At 73.8% G+C, this 16,979-nt stretch carries 15 protein-coding genes; 5 read left to right on the top strand and 10 right to left on the bottom strand.

Annotated elements, in window-relative coordinates; genetic code table 11:
• The first annotated feature begins 161 nt into the window (after positions 1-161).
• Positions 162-2,528: a trehalase-like domain-containing protein gene (locus tag ACSUPR_RS17050; protein WP_436885595.1), complete on the top strand. Its 2,367-nt coding sequence runs from the start codon at positions 162-164 to the stop codon at positions 2,526-2,528.
• Positions 2,529-2,812: 284 nt separating this feature from the next.
• Here the strand turns inward: ACSUPR_RS17050 and ACSUPR_RS17045 are convergent, their stop codons facing one another.
• The 7 genes from ACSUPR_RS17045 to ACSUPR_RS17015 form a co-directional block, all read right to left on the bottom strand.
• Positions 2,813-3,508, bottom strand: coding sequence for a hypothetical protein (locus tag ACSUPR_RS17045; RefSeq protein WP_436885594.1), 696 nt, complete (start codon positions 3,506-3,508; stop codon positions 2,813-2,815).
• A gap of 172 nt (positions 3,509-3,680) precedes the next feature.
• Positions 3,681-4,478 carry a DUF4097 family beta strand repeat-containing protein gene (locus ACSUPR_RS17040; RefSeq protein ID WP_436885593.1) on the bottom strand — a complete coding sequence of 266 codons (798 nt, stop codon included), beginning with the start codon at positions 4,476-4,478 and terminating at the stop codon, positions 3,681-3,683.
• Between the two features lie 73 nt (positions 4,479-4,551).
• A complete protein-coding gene (locus tag ACSUPR_RS17035) occupies positions 4,552-5,097 on the bottom strand; it encodes a histidine kinase (RefSeq protein WP_436885592.1) in 546 nt (181 codons plus the stop codon).
• 156 nt (positions 5,098-5,253) lie between these two features.
• Positions 5,254-6,660: a dihydrolipoyl dehydrogenase gene (gene lpdA / locus ACSUPR_RS17030; RefSeq protein ID WP_436885591.1), complete on the bottom strand. Its 1,407-nt coding sequence runs from the start codon at positions 6,658-6,660 to the stop codon at positions 5,254-5,256.
• 450 nt (positions 6,661-7,110) lie between these two features.
• A complete protein-coding gene (locus tag ACSUPR_RS17025) occupies positions 7,111-8,748 on the bottom strand; it encodes a hypothetical protein (RefSeq protein ID WP_436885590.1) in 1,638 nt (545 codons plus the stop codon).
• A gap of 114 nt (positions 8,749-8,862) precedes the next feature.
• Positions 8,863-9,966, bottom strand: coding sequence for a winged helix DNA-binding domain-containing protein (locus ACSUPR_RS17020; protein ID WP_436885589.1), 1,104 nt, complete (start codon positions 9,964-9,966; stop codon positions 8,863-8,865).
• A gap of 550 nt (positions 9,967-10,516) precedes the next feature.
• Entirely contained in the window at positions 10,517-11,755 is a 1,239-nt protein-coding gene (locus ACSUPR_RS17015) for a Cmx/CmrA family chloramphenicol efflux MFS transporter (protein ID WP_436885588.1), read from the bottom strand.
• 317 nt (positions 11,756-12,072) lie between these two features.
• On the opposite strand from ACSUPR_RS17015, the gene ACSUPR_RS17010 reads away from it, so the two are divergent.
• A complete protein-coding gene (locus ACSUPR_RS17010; RefSeq protein WP_436885587.1) occupies positions 12,073-12,900 on the top strand; it encodes an alpha/beta fold hydrolase in 828 nt (275 codons plus the stop codon).
• A gap of 458 nt (positions 12,901-13,358) precedes the next feature.
• Here the strand turns inward: ACSUPR_RS17010 and ACSUPR_RS17005 are convergent, their stop codons facing one another.
• The 3 genes from ACSUPR_RS17005 to ACSUPR_RS16995 all read right to left on the bottom strand — a co-directional run bounded on the left by ACSUPR_RS17005 (position 13,359) and on the right by ACSUPR_RS16995 (position 15,414).
• The gene (locus ACSUPR_RS17005) at positions 13,359-13,652 is read right to left on the bottom strand and encodes a hypothetical protein (RefSeq protein WP_436885586.1); all 294 of its coding nucleotides are present in this window, start codon (positions 13,650-13,652) and stop codon (positions 13,359-13,361) included.
• Positions 13,649-13,948 (bottom strand): hypothetical protein, encoded by a 300-nt coding sequence (locus ACSUPR_RS17000; protein WP_436885585.1) that lies wholly within the window; start codon positions 13,946-13,948, stop codon positions 13,649-13,651. Before ACSUPR_RS17000 ends, ACSUPR_RS17005 begins: the two co-directional genes overlap by 4 nt.
• 911 nt (positions 13,949-14,859) lie before the next feature.
• Positions 14,860-15,414 carry an ATP-binding protein gene (locus tag ACSUPR_RS16995; protein WP_436892042.1) on the bottom strand — a complete coding sequence of 185 codons (555 nt, stop codon included), beginning with the start codon at positions 15,412-15,414 and terminating at the stop codon, positions 14,860-14,862.
• A gap of 264 nt (positions 15,415-15,678) precedes the next feature.
• Here ACSUPR_RS16995 and ACSUPR_RS16990 point away from each other — a divergent pair, with 264 nt between their 5' ends.
• The 3 genes from ACSUPR_RS16990 to ACSUPR_RS16980 are packed head-to-tail and all read left to right on the top strand — an operon-like array spanning position 15,679 to position 16,872.
• The gene (locus ACSUPR_RS16990) at positions 15,679-16,569 is read left to right on the top strand and encodes a helix-turn-helix domain-containing protein (RefSeq protein WP_436885584.1); all 891 of its coding nucleotides are present in this window, start codon (positions 15,679-15,681) and stop codon (positions 16,567-16,569) included.
• Positions 16,556-16,678, top strand: coding sequence for a DUF397 domain-containing protein (locus tag ACSUPR_RS16985; RefSeq protein WP_436885583.1), 123 nt, complete (start codon positions 16,556-16,558; stop codon positions 16,676-16,678). Before ACSUPR_RS16990 ends, ACSUPR_RS16985 begins: the two co-directional genes overlap by 14 nt.
• Positions 16,639-16,872 (top strand): DUF397 domain-containing protein, encoded by a 234-nt coding sequence (locus ACSUPR_RS16980; RefSeq protein ID WP_436885582.1) that lies wholly within the window; start codon positions 16,639-16,641, stop codon positions 16,870-16,872. Before ACSUPR_RS16985 ends, ACSUPR_RS16980 begins: the two co-directional genes overlap by 40 nt.
• Positions 16,873-16,979: the final 107 nt, after the last annotated feature.

The raw sequence follows: 16,979 nt of genomic DNA, 5'->3' as shown, positions 1-16,979 counted from the left end.
GTTCCTGAGATCTGTTCCAAGTCCCCCGAAGCCCCACCCGTGCCACAAGCCCCGGGTTCTACGTTTTCCACACCAATCAACGTGAACCGGATGTATGCGCGCGGAGTCCTACAGATCACCCATTTCCCCAGGTCGTTGCGTGGACCAGCGGAGGAGGCACAGTGACGCTCACCCAGGCGGTGGACGCGGTTCCGGACATGCCGGAGCAGCCCATCGGAGTGACCCCCGAGCCCTTGGCCACCGATGTGCGGCGCCGCGTGTCCGCGCTGGCCCGGACCTCCCGTCTGCTGGTCGCCTGTGACTACGACGGCGCCCTGGCACCCCTGGACGCCGACGCGCACCCCGACCGCCGCCCCCTGCCCGAGGCGGTGCGCGCCCTGCGCGAGCTGGCCGAGCTGCCCGGCACGGTGTGCGCGGTCATCTCCGCCCGGCCCCTGCGCGACCTGGCCGCCCTGTCCCGCCTGCCCGCCGAGGTCCGCCTGGTGGGCGCGCACGGCACCGAGTTCGACACCGACCTGACCCTGGACCCCTCCGCGCACGGCAAGGCCGAGGCGCTGGAGGTGCTGCGCGGCCAGGTCGAGGCCACCGCGGTGCTGTACATGGGCGGCGGGGACGGCGAGGAGCCCGTGTTCCTGCACCTGACCGGGGCCGACGCCGGGATCCGGGTCGGCGACACCACCGAGCCCTCCGTGGCCGCCCACCGGGTCGCCGACACCCCCTCCGCCGCCCAGCTGCTGGCCCTGCTGGCCGCCGAGCGCCGCTCCTGGGTGTTCGGCGAGCGCCCCACGCCCATCGAGCGCATGTCCCTGCTCTCCAACCAGGCCTCGGTCGCCCTGGTGGGCCCCGACGCCCGGCTGCTGTGGCTGTGCCACCCCGAACCCGACTCCCCCGCCCTGTTCGCCGAGCTCCTGGGCGGGCGCAGCGCGGGCGTGTTCGCGATCTCCCCGGCCCACCGGGGCCTGCCCCTGGGCCAGCGGTACGAGCGCGACACCATGACGGTGCGCACCCGCTTCTCCCGGCTGGAGGTCATCGACTACCTGGCCGAGGCCACCGACCCGGGCCGCACCGACCTGGTCCGGGTGATCACCGGCACCACCCCCGCGGTGGTGGAGTTCGCCCCCCGTCCCGACTTCGGCCGGGCCCCGGTGCGCATCACCCCCAAGGACGACGGACTGATCGTCGAGGGCGCCGAGTTCCCGATCGCCCTGCACTCCCCCGGGGTGGCCTGGCGCATCGACCACGACGGCGTCGACGACATCGCCTACGCCACCGTGCAGCCCACCTCCGAGCGCCCCGTGGTGCTGGAGCTGCGCTGCGGCACCGACTCCCTGGCCGCGTCCGCCCTGCCCGAGGCCGAGCGCCGCAGCAGCGGCGAGCGCGAGTGGTCGCGGTGGCTGAACGGCCTGGACCTGCCCGAGACCGAGAAGCGCCTGGTGGCGCGTTCGGCGCTGACCCTGCGCGGGCTGTGCACGCCCGGCGGCGGGGTCATGGCCGCGGCCACCACCTCCCTGCCCGAGGAGATCGGCGGGATCCGCAACTGGGACTACCGGTACTGCTGGCTGCGCGACGGCGCCCTGACCGTCCAGGCCCTGGTCGACCTGGGCTCCACCACCGAGGCCGAGGCGTTCCTGGACTGGGTGCACCGGGTCGTGGAGACCCTGCCCGGCCCCGAGCTCCTCAAGCCCCTGTACTCGCTGCGCGGCACCGACCTGGGCCCCGAGGAGGTCATCGAGTCCCTGTCCGGCTACGCGGGCTCGCGCCCGGTCCGGGTGGGCAACCTCGCCGACCACCAGGTCCAGCTGGACGTGTTCGGGCCGGTCGTCGAGCTCATCGCCCACCTGACCCGGGCCCGCGGCACCCTGGCCGACCGGGACTGGCACCTGGTCCAGGACATGGCCCACGCCGTGGCCCGCCGCTGGCACGAGCCCGACCACGGCATCTGGGAGGAGCGCGACGAGCCCCGCCAGCGCGTGTACTCCAAGGTCATGTGCTGGGTCACCCTCGACCGCGCCCTCACCCTGGCCGCCGAGCACGGCCGCACCCCGGACCCGTCCTGGGAGCCGCTGCGGGAGCAGATCGCCACCGAGGTCGTCACCAGGGGCTGGAACGATCAGGCCCAGGCCTTCACCACCGCCTACGACGGCACCGACCTGGACGCGGCCTCGCTGCACATCGGCCTGTCGGGACTGATCGACCCGTCCGACGAGCGCTTCCAGGCGACGGTGACCGCGATCGAGGCCGAGCTGCGCAACGGCCCGACCGTGTACCGCTACCACCGCGACGACGGCCTGCCCGGCGGCGAGGGCGGCTTCCACCTGTGCACCACCTGGCTGATCGAGGCCTACCTGGCCACCGGGCGGCGCGCGGAGGCCGAGGAGCTGTTCGCGCACCTGGTGGACTGCGCGGGCCCGACCGGGCTGCTGCCGGAGGAGTTCGACCCGGTGAGCGAGCGCGCCCTGGGCAACCACCCGCAGGCGTACTCCCACCTGGGCCTGATCCGCTGCGCCCGGCTGCTCGACCGGGACTGACCGGCCGGTCGGCCCCGAGCGCATCCCCGCCCGGCCACAGGGCCCGCGCCCCCGCCGCCGCGGACCGCCTCCGCACCGGTCTCCACGCACCCGACCGGACGGCCCGGACGGCGCCCCGGGGCCGCCGCTCGGCCGGTCGGCACGCCCGTCCGGACACGGCGGGGAGCACCGCGTCCACCCGCCGCCGGACGCGGCACCGCCGGGATCCCGCCCCGGGCACGGCGGAGGCCGCCGGCACCGCGCCGACGGCCTCGACTTCCGTGTTCCGGTCCCCGGGACCGGGGTCAGCCGCGCACCCGCTCCGCCGCCAGCATCACCACGCGCTCCAGGTCCTCGCGCGGCACCTCCTCGCCGTACGCGATCGCCGTCACGTACAGCTCGCCCGGCAGCGACAGGTACAGGTGGCGGGTCCTGCCGTCCACAGTGCCCACGTACTCGAGGTCGCCGCCCAGGGAGTCGGCCTCGTCCGTGTGGTAGGTGTCGACGTCCACGTCGATGTCCACCTCCCAGTTCATCTCCTCCTCCGCGCCCGGCACCGCCACCACGTCGGGGCTCAGGCTCGGGTCGACGTTGAGGGTGAACACCAGCGTGAACGTGGCGGCGCCCGGCGCCCCGGTGCCGTCGCTGAACGAGCAGGTCAGCTGCTCCGCGTCGGCGAACCCCTCGACCTCGCCGCGGTCCTCGGCCAGCACCGTCCCCGGCGCCAGGTCCCCGACGACCTCCGCGGCGCCCGCCTCCGCGCACGACTCCGGCAGTGCGTACCGCGCGGTCTCCTCCGGCTCCTCCTCGCCCTCCGGGCTCGGCTCGGCGCTCGCCTCCGGGCTCGGGGACGCCTCCTCGTCCCCGGAGAAGAGGCTGAAGTCCGTGTCGAACTCGTCGAACGCGACGACGTCACAGCCGACCAGGACGAATCCGCCGATCACGGCGGCGACGGCGGCCGTGCCCAGGCACGACAGGGGGGAGGACGGGATCAGTCGCATGGGTGGCTCTCGATGTTCGGAAGGGCGCCGGACGAAAGGGGACGGTTCCGGCGGGGGACACAGGGAAACTTAGCAAGTCCGCCACCGGTCCGGCACAACGGACGAGGCCGCCCCGGACGGCGGCCCGCCGTCCGGGGCGGCACGGACGGCGGGCCGCGGCGCCCCTCCCGGGTCAGGCCCGGTGGAGGGTGATGTCGCCGTGGACGCTGCGGGCGCGCACCCGGAGGGTCCGCTCGGTGGGCGCGGGGGCCTCCGCCGCCTCCAGGGAGCTGCGCACGGCCCCCTTGCCGGAGAGCGCGTCGAACCAGGTGGCGGTGCCCTCGGGCACGCCGATCTCGATCTCGCCGTAGGAGGTCTCCGTGTCGACGCCGTCCTCGCCCACCCGGCCGAGCCGGATGTTGCCGTAGGTGGTGCGCGCCGTGACGGACGACAGGGCCCGGTCGACGCTGATCTCGCCGTGCGCGGAGTTCGCCCGGAAGTCCCCGGTCACCTCGCCGATGGTGATGCCGCCGGTCGTGGACTTGACCACGGCCGAGCCGTCGATCTCCCGCACGCGGATCCAGCCGTGCGCCGTGGTGAGCCCGGCGCCGCCCGCGATGCGGTGCGCCGTGATGTTCCCGCTGGAGACGGTGATGTCGGACGGGCCCAGGGTGCCGGTGCAGCGGACGTTGCCGTAGCCGCTCGTGACGCGCAGGCGCGACCCCGCGGGCAGTTCGACGGCGATGTCCACCAGGCCGTTGCGGAGCAGGCGGCCCAGTCCCGAGCCCTGGGGGGGGTCGGTCACGGTGAGGTGGCCGTCGGCGTAGGAGACCTCGACCTGCTCGGCGGCGCGTACGTCGCTCTCCCTGTCGGCGACGCGCGGACGGACCTCGACGACGGTCTCGGACCCGTCGCCGGCGGCGACCTGGAGGGCTCCGGCGACCAGGCCTATGTCGGCGGTGATCGGCTCGGGGGTGTCGAAAACGGGCATGGCTGTCTCCCTGTTACGGCGCTGGTGGTCGTCTCCGCTGGGGAGACGCGGTGGTGGGATCCGCGGGGTGCGGTCAGCGGACCCAGCCGGTGTAGCCGCGGCCGACCTGGCGCGCCCGGGTGTCGGGCCGGGGCCCGCCGCCGTCGAGCGCGGCGGACACGGCGCGCACGAGCCAGGCGTTGACCGACAGGCCCTCGCGGCGGGCCGCGTCCTCGACCCGCGGCTTGAGGCGTTCGGGCAGGCGCAGGGTGATCCGCGCGGTACCGCCCTCATCGGCCTCCGCTCCGTGGTCGCCGACGGGGGCCCGCCCGCCCTCCGACGCCTCACCCGGGTGGAGCGGTACCGGTCCGGTCCCGCCCTGCTCGTCGTCCCCGAACCCGGGTGACGTCACGATGAAGTCGATCCGCCGCCCGCGCAGCCGGACCTCGACGGAGCCGGGCGCGAGGTCCCGGGTGACCTCGTCCATGGCGGCGGACAGGGCTTCCAGCAGGGTCAGCCGTGCGGAGGGCTCCAGCGCCGCGCTGAGGCGCTCGGCGATGAGCCGGGTCTCCCCGTCCCCGGCTTCGGCGGCCACCAGGAGCTGGCGGCGGAGTTCGTCGACATACGGCATCAGGTCCATGACATCATGCTGAAGTCATCGATGACGTCATGTCAAGCGCGCGACGCCGGGCCGGGCCGGCTCCCGGAACGCGAAGGAGGGCGCCGGGAACCGGTGCCGCACCGGTCCCGACGCCCTCCGCCGGATCCTCCGGGGACTCCGCGCCCCCGAGGGCGGCTAGAAGTTGATCATGTGCCCGGACAGGCCGTGCACGGCCTCCTTGACGGCCTCGCTCAGCGTCGGGTGGGCGTGGATGTTGCGGGACACCTCGTGGACCGTCAGGTCCCACTGCTGGGCCAGGGTCAGCTCCGGCAATAGCTCGGTGACGTCGGGGCCGATCATGTGGGCGCCCAGGATCTCCCCGTACTTGGCGTCGGAGAGGACCTTGACGAACCCGCGGCTGTCGCCGACGCCGTGCGCCTTGCCGTTGGCCATGAACGGGAACTTGGCGACCTGCACGTCGAACCCGGCCTCGCGGGCCTCGGCCTCGGTGTAGCCGAAGCTCGCGATCTGCGGCTGGCAGTAGGTGGCGCGCGGGATGAACTTGTAGTCGATCTCCTGGGTCTCGGCCCCGGCGATGGTCTCCACCGCGACGATGCCCATGGCCTCGGCGGTGTGCGCCAGCATCAGCTTGGCGGTGACGTCGCCGATCGCGAAGATGTGCGGGACGTTGGTGCGGCCCCGGCCGTCGATGGCGATGGCACCGCGCTCGGTGAGCTCCACCCCGGTCTTCTCCAGGCCGTAGCCCTCGACGTTCGGCGCGAACCCGATGGCCTGGAGCAGCTTGTCGGCCTCCAGCACCTGCTGGGAGCCCTCGGTGGTCGTGACGGTGACCTTGACGTTGTCACCGGTGTCCTCGACGCTCTCCACGCGGGTGGAGGTGAGGACCTTGACGCCGAGCTTCTTGTAGGCGCGGGAGAGCTCCTTGGAGACCTCCTCGTCCTCCAGCGGGACGATGCGGTCGAGGAACTCGACGATGGTGACGTCCACACCGTAGTTGGCCAGGACGTAGGCGAACTCCACGCCGATGGCGCCCGCACCGGCGATGATGATGCTGCCGGGGAGCTCGGACTCGAGGATCTGCTCCTCGTAGGTGACGACCCGCTCGGACAGCTGCGTGCCGGGCAGCAGCTTGGTGGAGGAGCCGGCGGCGATCACCGCGTTGTCGAAGGTGACGGTCTCGCTGGAGCCGTCGCCGCCCGCGACCTCGATGGTGTGGTCGTCGACGAACGTGCCCCGGCCGTCGATCTCGGTGATCTTGTTCTTCTTCATGAGGAAGTGGACGCCCTTGACGCGGCCGTCCGCGACCTCGCGGCTGCGGCTGAACGCCTTGCCGTAGTCGAACTCGACCTTGCCGTCCACCTTGATGCCGAAGAAGTCGGCCTCGTTGTTGAAGAGGTGGGCCAGCTCGGCGTTGCGGAGCAGGGCCTTGGAGGGGATGCAGCCCACGTTGAGGCAGACGCCGCCCCAGTACTTCTCCTCGATGACGGCGGTGTTGAGGCCGAGCTGGGCGGCCCGGATCGCGGCGACGTAGCCGCCCGGGCCCGCGCCGAGAACCACCAGATCGAAGTGTCGCTGTCCCATGACGGGATCTCCTTGAGTGTGCTCGTGACTCACCCAGCGCGGTCGGCCTGCCGGGGTGTCGGATTGCCGAACGCCAGCCTAGTCGGGTCGGCGCTCCCTGTGGGAGATCACGGGTTCCGTGCCGGTCCCCCGGCCGGACCCGCACGTTCGTCCGCGCACCCCCGCGCCCGGACGCACCCCCCGGTCCGGCGTGTCGGAAGGGGCCCGGGTGCGGACGGGGGAAGGCGCGGGGAAAGGCGCACGGGAAGGAACGCGGGAAGCGCGCGGAAAGAGGTGCGGGCGGCAGCGGGAGGACGCGGAGGCCTCACGGGAAACCGCACGGAAAGGGGCGCGGGAGGGCGCGCACGCCGCCGCGCCCCCGCCGACCGGCCTTCCCGGTCCCGCCGGGCCGGCCGGCGAAAGCGCGGCGGCGCGGCCCGCGGAGCGGGCCGCGCGTATGCGCCCGGCCGGTCAGGCCCCGGGTACCGCCCCGGGCGGGGGCGGCCACTTCCAGCCCGGCGCCCACGCCCAGCTGTCCGACACCCCCGGCGGCAGCGGCGGCATCAGGTGCGCGCCCGGCGGCCGGCCGTCGTCGGGCGGGATGTACCCGCGGGTTCCGGGCTCCTGCCGGAAAGCGGCCCAGGGCTCGGGCTCCGGGTCGGCCGTCCACGGATCCTGCCCGGAAGCGATCGGCCAGGGTCCGGGCTCGGAGACGATCGGCCAGGGTTCCGGCCCGGAGGCGACCGGCGGCGGTTCCTGACCGGAGGAGGCCGCCCACGGCCCGGGGTCGGAGACGGCCGGCGGCGGTTCCGGCTCGGAGGCGGGCTCGTCCGCCCACCCCACCGCCTCGCGCGGATAGGCCTCCGACCACGGCCCGTCCGGCGGCACCTCCTGCGAGGAGTCCCCCGACGGATCGGCCTCCACCTCCGGGTCCAGTGCCGGGAACGTCGACGACAGCGGCCCCGAGTCGACCTCCTCGAAGTGCGCCGCCACCCCGAAGTGCCGGGGCGGCCGGTGCGCGCCGGTGTCCCCGTGTTCGATGGCGGGCGCCAGCGGGTGGCGTACCGACCCGGCGGGGTGCATCCGCGACCACCACGAGGCGGCCTCGTCCGGGTGCAGCTCCTCGACGACCGTCACGCTGCCCGGGATGTGCGGGTGGCGGCGCCCCGCCCGCCACGAGTGGGCGAGGCTCTGCGGCTCCAGCACCAGCACCCGCTCCCCGTCGACGAAGGGGATGTCGGCCGGGCACGCCTCGTTGCCGACCCAGGTGCCGTCCCCGCCCACCAGGTCCCATTCGCCGCGCACCACGTCCGCCAGCGGGTCCGGGGCGCCGGCCAGGCAGGCCGCCGTCCAGCGCGGGTCCGGGCGGGAGCCCGGCAGGCGCCGCCCCTCCTTGCCGATGAGCGCGTCGGCCAGCAGGGTGTGCAGCTGGAAGTTGTCCCCGATGCCGTCGAAGCGGATCCGGAACCCCCGCCAGGAGGCGCGGTCCAGCACCAGCACCGTGTCCGCCTCGGCCATCCGCAGAAGCTCGCCGACCTCGGTGAACTCGGGCAGCCGGGTGGACAGGGCGTGCACGATCTGGCTCAGCCCCTCCAGGGCGCCGGAGTCGGCGCGCACGGCCGCCCGCACCCCGGCGTCACCGAGCATGGCCTTGGCCGCGAGTCCGTACCGCAGGCAGGTCCACCAGCCGACGGTGGCCAGGGGCGCGTTCTCGCCCAGGACCTCCTCGACCCGCTGCTCCTCGGCCTCGCCCACCTCGCCCGGGTGCGGCGGAGCGCCCCCGCCGGTCTTGTCCCAGGCGTGCATGAACGCGACCGCGGCCTGCCCGTAACTGCCGAGCTGGCGCAGCACTTCGAGCCCCACCTGCCCGGCGGGCGCCCCGGCCTCCACCAGCGCGCCGGCCAGGACCGCGAGGTCGGCGGCGATACCGGCGGCGGACTCGCAGTCGGACAGCACGGGGGCCAGCGCCTCCATGGCGGACGTCAGCTCCTCCTGCGGGACCTGCGAGGAGAGCCGGAAGACGTCGTGCACGGCCGCGGGAAACCCGGGAGCCTGCTCGGCGGCGGTATCGAGCACACGTTGGAACGCGGCACGGAACTCTTCAGTCACCCGAGAATCCTTCCATATCACCCCGTATTGTCCGTGGTCCGGATACATACGTCCACATCAGGGCGCTTTTACTCGGAACGGACGGGTGATACCGGCCTGGGATCCGTGCACGGATCAGGGTTCGACGAACCGGATCCCGCGCCCCTCGGGCTCCAGGAAAGCCAGGGTGCGCTCGCCCTCGGCGGCGACCGCGTCGCGGTCCGCGGCGCTGACGGGCTCGAACAGGGAGACCTCCAGAAGGGGCGCGGACCCCTTGGGGCGCACCACCTTCCAGGAGGCGCGCACGAACCCGTCCACCAGGACCGTTCCCGGGGGCATGCCGTTGCGGGAGGCCAGCAGCGACCGGTGGGCGTGCGGCAGCACCCGGCTCCGGTCGGCGTGGCCGCGCAGGACGTTGTCGAAGTCGTAGAGGAACCGGACGGGGGCGTCGACGTCCTCCCCGGGCCGGGGCGCGCCGGGGAGGTCGAACAGGACGCTGCCGTCCTCGGCCCGCAGTTCCACGAGGCGGTCGCGCAGCCCGGCGAAGACCGACGCGTACCGGGTGAGCGAGGACCACGCCTGGAAGTCCTTGACACCGGCCGGGCCGAACGCCGCCAGGTAGCGCAGCACCAGGCCCTCGGGGTCGGGTTCGGCGTCCATGGCCAGCCCGGTCCAGGTGTCCGCGGGCGCGAACGCGGGCGCCCCGGTGGCGCCCCACACCCCGCGCGGGGGGATCTGCACCAGGGGGATCCGGTCCTTGACCGCCTGCGCGAGGTGGTCGCCGGACACCTGCGGCCACTGCTCGACCAGGCCTTCGCCCAGTTCGCGCGGGGTCATCGGGCGGTCGAGGAGGAGCTTGTACCCGGCCCGGGCGACGGCGTCGAGGTCCATGCCGCGGGTGGCCTGGCCGTGACTGCTGCCGGAGAACCCGCGGTCGATGGCGGGCTGCACGGTGGCGCGCAGGAAACGGCAGTCCTGCGGGGTGACCAGGTGGATGGTGCCGCGCATGAGGGTGACCCGGACGAGGCCGCCGTCGGTGAGGATGCCGCCCACCCGGTGGGGGTCGAGGTCCTCGATGCGGTTCTCCAGGCCCAGGTACCAGGTGTGGGTGGTCTGGGCCTGGAGGCCGACCAGGTGCGTGACCACGTCGGCCGCGGGCAGGCGCGTGCGGGAGAGGAGGAGCTGCCGGTCGAGTGTGGCCCGGTTCAGCGCGCGGGTGCTGAGGACGGTCCCGGCCATGGATGGCTCCCTCGACGGACTCGGCGGCGGGCGTTCCCCGCACCTTATCGCCCGGCCCGGACATTCCCCGGGGCCCGGGCGCCGGGGAGGGTCCGGGCCGGGCCCGGACTGCGCGGCGCCCCGGACGGACTCTGGCCGTCCGCACACGGAGCCGGACCGCACGGAGACCGGGCCGGGCCACCGGCGGCCGCGGAGCGCCACCCCCGGAGCCGGCCGCCCGGACGGGGCCGGTCGCGCAGGCGGAGCCGGACCGCGCAGGGACGGCGCCGCGCCCCCGAGGGGCTCGGAGCCGGTCGCGCAGCCGACGGCGGACCGTTCGGATGTGGAGCCGGGTCGCGTGCGGACAGGGGTCGACGTCGCACGGACCGGAGCCTGGTCGCTGTCCACAGGCGGCGAGGCGCGGGTGGCGTGTGGCGGGGCGGGGGCGGACCATGGATTCGGGGGACTCGCACTCCGCCTGCGCCGGGACGCACTCCCCCCGAATCCATACTCGCCCACCCTCCCCGCCCCCGTCCCGTTGTTCACAGGCTGTGGACGGCCGCCCTCGGCCTCAGCCGCGGACGTCGTCGGGTGCCGCCGCGCCGGCCGCCCGGCCGGCGGCCAGCGCGTGGACACCGCCCGCCGCCAGTGCGGCGAGCGCCAGCGCCGCCGCCACCAGCACCGGGCCGTGCGCCCCGGTCGCGGCGAAGGCCATCCCGCCCAGCACCGGCCCGGCGGCCGCGCCCAGGTTGAGTGCCGCCGTCGCGAACGAACCGCCCATGGTGGGCGCACCCGCCGCGTTCGCCATGATGCGCGCGATGAGGGTGCCGCCCACGGCGAACGACAGCGCACCCTGGAGCGGGGCCAGGACCACCACCGCCGCCGGGTGCGCCGCCGCGGCGGCCAGCAGGGCCCACCCGACGGGCAGCGCGCACCCGCCCCGGACGAGCAGCGGCCGCCAGTGCCGGTCCGCGAGGCCGCCCGACACCCGGATCCCGGCGAAGGCCCCGACCCCGAAGAGCGCCAGCACCACCGGCACCACGGCAGGGGAGAGCCCGGCCGTGTCCGTCACCAGCGGCGCCAGGTAGGTGAACACGCAGAACGTCGCCCCGTTGACGAGCACGGCGAGCAGCAGGACCACCTGGAGCCCGCGGCGGCCGAGCACCGCGAACTCGGCGCCCGGCCCCGGCGCCCCGGCCCGGGACCGGGCGCTGCGAACCGCGGGGTCGCCGCGCTCCGGTGCCGCGTCCGGCCCGGATCCGTCGACCCGGTCCGGGGTGGCGGCGAGCACCGCGACGAGCGCGGGCACCGACACCGCGGCCACCGCCCACAGAGTCGAGCGCCACCCGAGTCCGGCGCCCAGGAGCGCCCCCAGCGGGACTCCGGCGACCAGTGCCAGGGTGGTTCCGCCGAGCACCACCGCCAGTCCGCGGGCCCGCAGGCCGGCGGGGACCACGGCGGCGACCACGGCCAGGGCGACCGCCAGGAACCCGGCGTTGGCCAGGGCGGCGACCACCCGGGTGGCGAGCAGGACGGCGAAGTCGCCGGTGAGGGCGCCCACGACGTGGGCGGCGGTGAACAGGCCGAGGAGCCCGGTCAGGGTCCACCGCGGCGGCCACCGGCGGCCCAGCGCGGCCATCAGGGGCGCGCCGACCACCATGCCGACGGCGAAGGACGATGTCAGCAGCCCCGCCTGCGGGATGGGAACGCCCAGGTCGGCGGAGATCGCGGGCAGCAGCCCGGCGAGCATGAACTCCGAGGTGCCCTGCGCGAAGACCGCGAGGGCGAGCATGTACAGCAGAAACGGCACGGGTGTCTCCCGAGAGCGTCGTGTGAAGGGAACGCGGGCGCGCGGCACCGCCGGAGTTCACGAGCGCATGGGAGACGGACCCCGCGGCGGGGGTCCGGGATCTCGGCCGACGGCGAGGGGCGTCGGCGGCGTCACGTGCCTACCGGCGGACCGGCGGCACGTGTCTGGACGCTTCGGGAGAGGACACGGCCCGAACCTACCCTCCGCCCCGGGGCCGGTGTCCAACCGTTTTCGGCGGCCGCCCCGGAAGACCGGTCCTTTCGGATCCACCCTGTGGACAACCGCTCCCCGCCCCCGATCTCCGGCACCCTGGAACCATGGACGTCACCGAGGTATTCACATGGCACGGACACCGGATCGCCTGGGGGCGGCGGGGCGAGGGCCCGCCCCTGGTGCTGTGCCACGGCACGCCGTGGTCCTCTCGCCTGTGGTCGCCGTTCGCGGACGCGCTGTCCCGCGACTTCACCGTGTACCTGTGGGACATGCCGGGTTACGGCGCCTCCGGGAAGAACGCGGAGCACCCGGTCGACCTGGGGGTGCAGGGGGAGGCCTTCGCGGCGCTCCTGGACCACTGGGAGCTGGACCGCCCACACGTCATCGCCCACGACTACGGCGGGGCCGTCTCGCTGCGCGCGGCGCTCCTGCACGGTGCCGTGTACCGGGGGCTGTGCCTGGTGGACGTGGTGGCGCTGCGGCCGTGGGGGTCCGCCTTCTTCCGACTGGTGCGGGAGAACGCGGCGGTGTTCGCACAGCTCCCGGAAGCCGTGCACGAGGGGGCGGTGCGCGCCTACATCGCCGGTGCGTCCCATCGGGGGCTGCGCGGTGAGGACCTCGACATGCTGGTCGGCCCGTGGCTGGGCGAGGAGGGCAAGGCGGCGTTCTACCGGCAGATCGCCCAGGCGGACGAGCGGTTCACGGAGGAACTGGAGCCGCGTCTGGCGAAGCTGCCGTGCCCGGTGCACATCGTGTGGGGGACGGAGGACGCGTGGATTCCGGTCGACCGCGCGCACCGGCTGCAGGCGGCGATCCCGGGCAGCACGCTGTCGCTGATCCCGGAGGCCGGGCACCTGATCCAGCTGGACGCGCCGGTCGCCCTGGCCGACGAGCTCCGCCGCTGGGCCACCACCCGACCAGCCACGTCCTGAGCAGGGGCCCGGCGGTCCTGCCGGGCACGGCCGGCTCTCCGGACACACCCGGTCCGCCGCAGTCGGCCAGGCGGCACCGGCCACGGGCGAGGTCGGCCGCCGGGCGAGCCGGACACACGCGGCCCCCGGCGGGCGGCCCCGGTGAGGGCCACGGTCGGCTCCCCGGACACGCTCGAACCCCGCAGCCGACCAGGCGGCACCGGACTCGGGGCGAGACCGGTCGCAGAGAGAGCCGGACACACCCCTGCGCCGAGGCGCTACCGGGCCTGCGTCGGGGACGGAGCCGAGCGCCTGGGAGGAGGGCCGGCCAGGCCGTCCGGACGATCGACCGGCGGCAGCGGTGGCAGCGGTGGCAGCGGCGGAACAGGCGGGGCCGGCCGGGTCGGCCCGGCTCACAGGGCTGCTCAGCGATCGGCAAGGGGACGGGCTGGACCGAAGGGCGGTAGAAGCGGCAGGCGTCACCGGTGAACGGGATGGAGGTGGTCGATCGCCGAATGCGGAACGGGCTCGGTGTGGAGGGCGCGCAGGGTGCGCACCAGGCGGAGGATCGCCTCCGCGTCCTCCGCGGTGCCCTCCGCCAGGTCGTACACCATCTCCAGGGAGGCGATGACCTCGCCCAGGGTCGGCTGCCCGATCGGCCACTCCCACCCGGTCGTCCGCACGCCCGCCTCCCGGCGTGCGCCCCGGGCCGCGTTCTGTCTCTCCTGCAGCATGAGCATCGCCTCGTACAGCGACGCGGGCTCGCCTCTCACGATGCCGGACCTCCGTGCGGGAGGCCCACGGCCTCGGGCTCCGCGCGCACACGGGGAGGGCTCTGCTCCCGGCTCCGGGACCGGCCGCCCACGGGGCACGGGTGTGCCATGGGGTTGACCGAGGACCACGAGCACCCCTGCGCCGGGCAGTTCCAGTACCCGTCCGCCAGGGGCTCCCCCGGGATCACCACCGGCCGGGCCACGGTACGCGGGCCCCGCAGCCGCGCGGTCGCGATGTGCAGGTCCGGGCCGGTGCCGATGGCGGCGCGCACGGCGGGGCCCGCGGGCGCCGGCACGGGCACGACCGTGGGGCCGGTACCGGCGCGCGGGAAGGCCGGCCCGGAACCGACACCGGGATGCGTGGGACCCCCCTCGACTCCCAGGCGCGCGGCGGAGGCCTCGGGCGCCGGGGCACCGCCGTGGCCTGTACCGGTGCGGGACGCGGCATGCCCGGAACCAGCGCCGGGGTGCGCTGCGGCGCCTCCCGCGTCGGGAGCGGCCGGTCCAGGAGCGGGTTCCCGGCCGTCATGAGTGCGGCCGGACCCGGTTCCGGGACCGTTGCCGGGGCGCGACCCGGCGTCCCCGATGCCGATGGGCGGGGTGGCGGCCGCGGACACGGGGACACCACCGGGGCCGGTGTGCGAAGTGGGATGGCCGAGGACCCCGTCGGGGCGCTCGGGAACGCTTCCGAAACCGGAGATGGTCGGTGTGGCCTCGGGGCCGGTACCGGTACGAACGGGGGCGGTTCCGGAGCCGGTGCGCAGAGCGGCGGCCGCGGACACGGGGACCCCGCCGGGGGGCACCGGGGACGGGGCGCCGGGGTCGCCGGCCGCCACCGTTGTCGCAGACGGGCCCGGCTGCGGTGCCGGTGTGCGCACCGCGGGGACCGGCTCCGCAGCCGGCACCGGTCGACGGCGGTGTGCGCCGACGGTCCGCGGGCCGCCACGCTCCCCGGCCGCCTCCGGGGACCGCGGCCTCCCCGTGCCCGCACCGGCCCTCCGCTCGGCGTCCCGCAGGCGCCCCATCAGCTCCTCCTCCGTGGACGCGCCCTGCCAGCGGACCTCGGCCGTCCCCCGGTAGAAAGCCACGTACGCACGCATGGCCGGAGCCCACATCACCGTCCACATCGGGCCCGCCTCGGCGTTGAGCCGCCGGGCCGCCTCGTACTGTTCGCCGTCGTCGGCGCGGTTCCAGCTCATCGCAGGGATCACCCGCGATCCAGCTCGAACCAGACCGTGGTCCGACCGCCCTCGGACAGGACCCCCCACCTGTCCGCCTGCAGGGCGACCAGCCTCAGCCCGAACCCGCCTTCGCGGTCCAGGTCCTGTTCCCGCACGTGCGGGGTTCCGGAGCAGTCGCCGTGCACCCCCTCGTCGGTCACCCTGACCTGCACCCGTCCGCGCAGCCGGTGCAGCGTCACGGCGACCCTGCCGCCGGGCCGCCCGCTGCGCGTGTGCCGGACGGCGTTGGTGAACAGCTCGCTGACCAGGCACTGGAGGACATCGTTCTGTGCCTCGGGCAGCAGCGCCAGCGCCGCCATCTGTCGGCGCAGAGCCCCTGTCTGCTCGGGGGTCCCGGGGACCGTGATCGAGTGCCCCAGTTCCCCGCTCTCGACGTCGACGAGGATCGCGACCCGGTCGCGCGGGTCCACGGTGCGGCGCGGCAGCGGTACGGGTCCGGGTGGCGCCGGACTCGGCGGACGGGGTACCAGCTCCTCGACGTCGTCGCTGGAGGCAGTGTTCCGCTCTCGGCGGGGTTCCATGCGGGTCACCGATCCCATCTTGTGCGCTTCCGCCTTCCGCATCGTTGTCCGACGACGCCAAGAACCACCCAGAAGAACCGACAAGGGTACAAAGACCCTTTCGGTTACCGTGCGCCTTCGTGAGAACACCTTGGGGGAGCCGTTCGGTGAAAGGCCAGTGAATCAACCACAGGGACAACATTTCGGCGAATCGGTTGCGGGCGGTTGAGAGTGCGTTGCATCGTGGTTATCCCCGGTTTCCCCCCTCACTCGGACAGGTGACGAATGACCGATCGCCGCAAGCCCGAATGGGCCAAGGTGGGCAAGGAGCTCAAAGCCCTCCGCCGCGCGGCCAAGCTGACCCAGGCGGAGCTCGCGCCTTACGCCAACGTGGTTGCCGCACATGTGTCCGCCTGGGAGAACGGCAAGCGCGGCATGAGCGAGGAACAGGTGTTCCGGCTCGACCAGGCGCTCAAGGCGAACGGCCAACTGGTCCGCGCATGGGAGAGAAGCCAGGAAACCGAAACCATCCCACCCTGGTACAAAAAGGTTCCGAAGCTGGAGCAGAAATCAACCGAGCTCCGGGAGTACCAGTCCCAGATCTTCCCCGGCCTGATCCAGACACCCGAATACGCCCGCACCACCATCCAGCACACCGCACCATGGGCCACCAACGAAGAGGTGGAAGAGATGGTGCTGGCGAGGCAAAAGAGGCAAGAGATACTCGTGAGGGACCACCCTCCGCTAGTGTCTATCGTGGTAGAGGCGTTCGTCCTAGACCTCGTCATGGGGGACGAAACTACCCAAATCGCCCAGCTGGACTGGGTGCTGCACCTTGTCGAGGAAGGCAAGATCCGCTTCCAGGTCACACCCCCGAGGACCCTGTACCACCCCGGAGCCGCTGGCCCGTTCCGGATCTACACCTTCTCCGACACTCCACCGCTGGCCTCTGCCGAGTATGCAAGCGGCGAGGTGCTCATCGACGACCAAGAGACCGTGCAGAAGTGCATGACCATCTTTGGGCTCCTGCAAGCCGAAGCACTGCCGATGAGGGCCAGCGTTGAATATGTCAGGAAGGTCAGGGAAAGCATTGAAGAGCAGGCACGAACTCGGCCAGCTGCCATGGCACAAGAGCAGCTACAGCGCAGCTCAAGGCAGCTGCGTGGAGGTGGCTGAGGGGCTGGACGTCCTCGTTCGGGACACCCAGAACCGCCCCCTCGGGCACATCGACTACTCCGCCGAAGCGTGGGCGTCCTTCCTCCGAGGCGTGAAGCTCCACGCCTGAACCCGAGCGAGAGGATCGCCGTGGAGAACCGGCGCAAGAGCAGTCACAGCGCCGCCGAAGGCGGTTGCGTCGAGGTCGCCGAAGGGCCTCTCGTCCTTGTCCGTGACACCCAGAACCGCTCCCTGGGCCACCTCGACATCAGAACCGACGCCTGGGCCGCGTTCCTCCACAGCCTGAAGCCTCGGGTCTCCTAGGTTTCAACCCCCGCTCAACGGCCGACCGGCTCCCCCCGGTCGGCCTTTTTTCTTGTCCGACCCAGGGAATCACATTTCGGACATAAGCCAATCAATACTAAGAAAGT

This window comes from Nocardiopsis dassonvillei (assembly GCF_964273065.1).
GTDB classification, from domain to species: Bacteria; Actinomycetota; Actinomycetes; order Streptosporangiales; family Streptosporangiaceae; genus Nocardiopsis; species Nocardiopsis dassonvillei_B.
The sequence above is the reverse complement of the archived record's forward strand: the minus strand, read 5'-3'. Positions and strand labels throughout refer to the sequence as shown.